The sequence below is a fragment of the Mycobacterium sp. TH-M82 genome (assembly GCF_057473605.1).
In genome coordinates this window covers 1-1,650 of sequence record NZ_JBYCKY010000233.1, presented here as the reverse complement: position 1 = coordinate 1,650, position 1,650 = coordinate 1, and the positions used below count along the sequence as shown (strand labels likewise).

Sequence of the window (1,650 nt, the reverse complement as noted above, 5' to 3'; positions counted from 1 at the left end):
TGCCGCCGGTACGGGTGGTCCCAGTTGCGGAAGCTGGGCCGCAGGATCTCGCCCGCGACGGCCCACGACCCGCCGCGCAGCACCCGGTAGTCGCCGTCAAAGAACGGCTGCGAATAGCGCCGGTAGATCATCGGGGTAAAACCCGGCCATCCCCGCAGTGGTGAGCTGGTCCACTCCCAGACGTCGCCGAGCATCTGCTCGGCCCCGTACGCGGACGCGCCGGCCGGGTACGCCCCGACCGGCGCCGGGCGCAGTGCCGCCCCGCCGAGGTTGGCGTGCGCGTCGGTGAGCGCGTCGGCGCCCCACGGATAGCGTCGGCGGACGTCGGCCACCGGGTCCCATGCACAGGCTTTCTCCCACTCGATTTCGCTGGGCAGCCGCCCACCTGCCCAGGCCGCGTATGCTTCGGCCTCGAAATAGCTGATGTGGCACACCGGCTCGTCGGCGGGGATGTCTTCGACCCAGCCGAACCGGGTGAGTGAGCAGTGGTCGGGGCTCCAGAACTGCGGCGCGGTCAACTGAGCCTGCTCGCGGTGCTGCCAACCGCGCCGCGACCACCAGCGCCGCTGCCGGTAGCCGCCGTCGTCGATGAAATCCCGCCATTCGGCGTTGGTCACCGGAACCCGGCCGATCCTAAAGGACGGCACGTCCACGACGTGCGCGGGCCGCTCGTTGTCCAGCGAGAACGGCTCGCTTGCGGCGTCGGCACCCAGCGTGAACTCACCGCCGGGCACCGGCACCGACGTCCCCGCCAGACCGGGCCGGCCAGGGGGCAGTGCGGCGCCGGGGCTCAACACCGGCGCGCCGGGGCGCAGGTTCAGCGTCTGCAGCATGGTCTCGCGGTGCTGGTGTTCGTGGCTGAGCACCATTCCGAACGTGAAAAAGTCTGCGCCGTTGGGCAATTCGCCGAGGGTGTCCAGCGCCTCAAATGTCCTCGACCGGACCGTTCGGCAATACGTTCGAGCCTCGTCCGGCGACAGCAGCGGCAGGTCGGCCCGGCTCGCCCGGGGGTGGGTGAAGGCGTCGTAGAGGCCGTCGACTCCGGGCGGCAGCATGCCCGGCCGGCGCGGGTCGCCGCCACGCAGCAGCCACAGCTCTTCCTGCTGGCCGATGTGAGCCAGGTCCCACACCAGTGGGCTCATCAGCGGATCGTATTGGCAGCGCAGATCGGCGTCGTCGAGGCCGGCCAGACCGGTCAGCGCCAGCGTGCGCTCCCGCGCCCGGGTCAGGTCGCCGGCCAGCGTCTCGTGCGGGCTCACGGCTCTGCCCGCGCCAGCCGGGCGACTGCCGGCACGACTCCGGCCTCGACCACCCGGTCGGCGAAGTCGTCGGCCGGGCAGCGGCCCCGGTCCACCAGCTCGGCCAGTCGCCGCAGCCCCGCACCGAGTCCACTGCGTTCGTCGTACCGTGCTTGCAACCGGTCGGCGGCAATCGCCACACATCGGTTGGCGGCCGCGTAGAGCCGCCGATCTTCCAGCCCGATCCGGGCGGCGATGTCCCAGGCGGTGGCCACCGGCTCGATCGCATCTGCGGCGAGATCACCGGCATCCGGGTCGTCGAGCAGCGTCACCAGGGTGAACACGATGGCGGGCCACAGCGCGTCGTCGACGCTGTCCAGGTAGCGGATCTCCAGCCAGCCGCGCAGCCGCA

Annotated in this window: 2 protein-coding genes; both read right to left on the bottom strand. The window is 71.6% G+C overall.

Annotation, left to right across the window (positions count from 1 at the left end):
* Nucleotides 1-1,259: ergothioneine biosynthesis protein EgtB (egtB, locus tag AC2VON_RS06895; RefSeq protein ID WP_486952274.1), on the bottom strand; the 1,259-nt coding region annotated here is incomplete at its 3' end.
* Nucleotides 1,256-1,650: glutamate-cysteine ligase family protein (locus AC2VON_RS06890; protein ID WP_486952273.1), on the bottom strand; the 395-nt coding region annotated here is incomplete at its 5' end. The genes egtB and AC2VON_RS06890, both read right to left, overlap by 4 nt.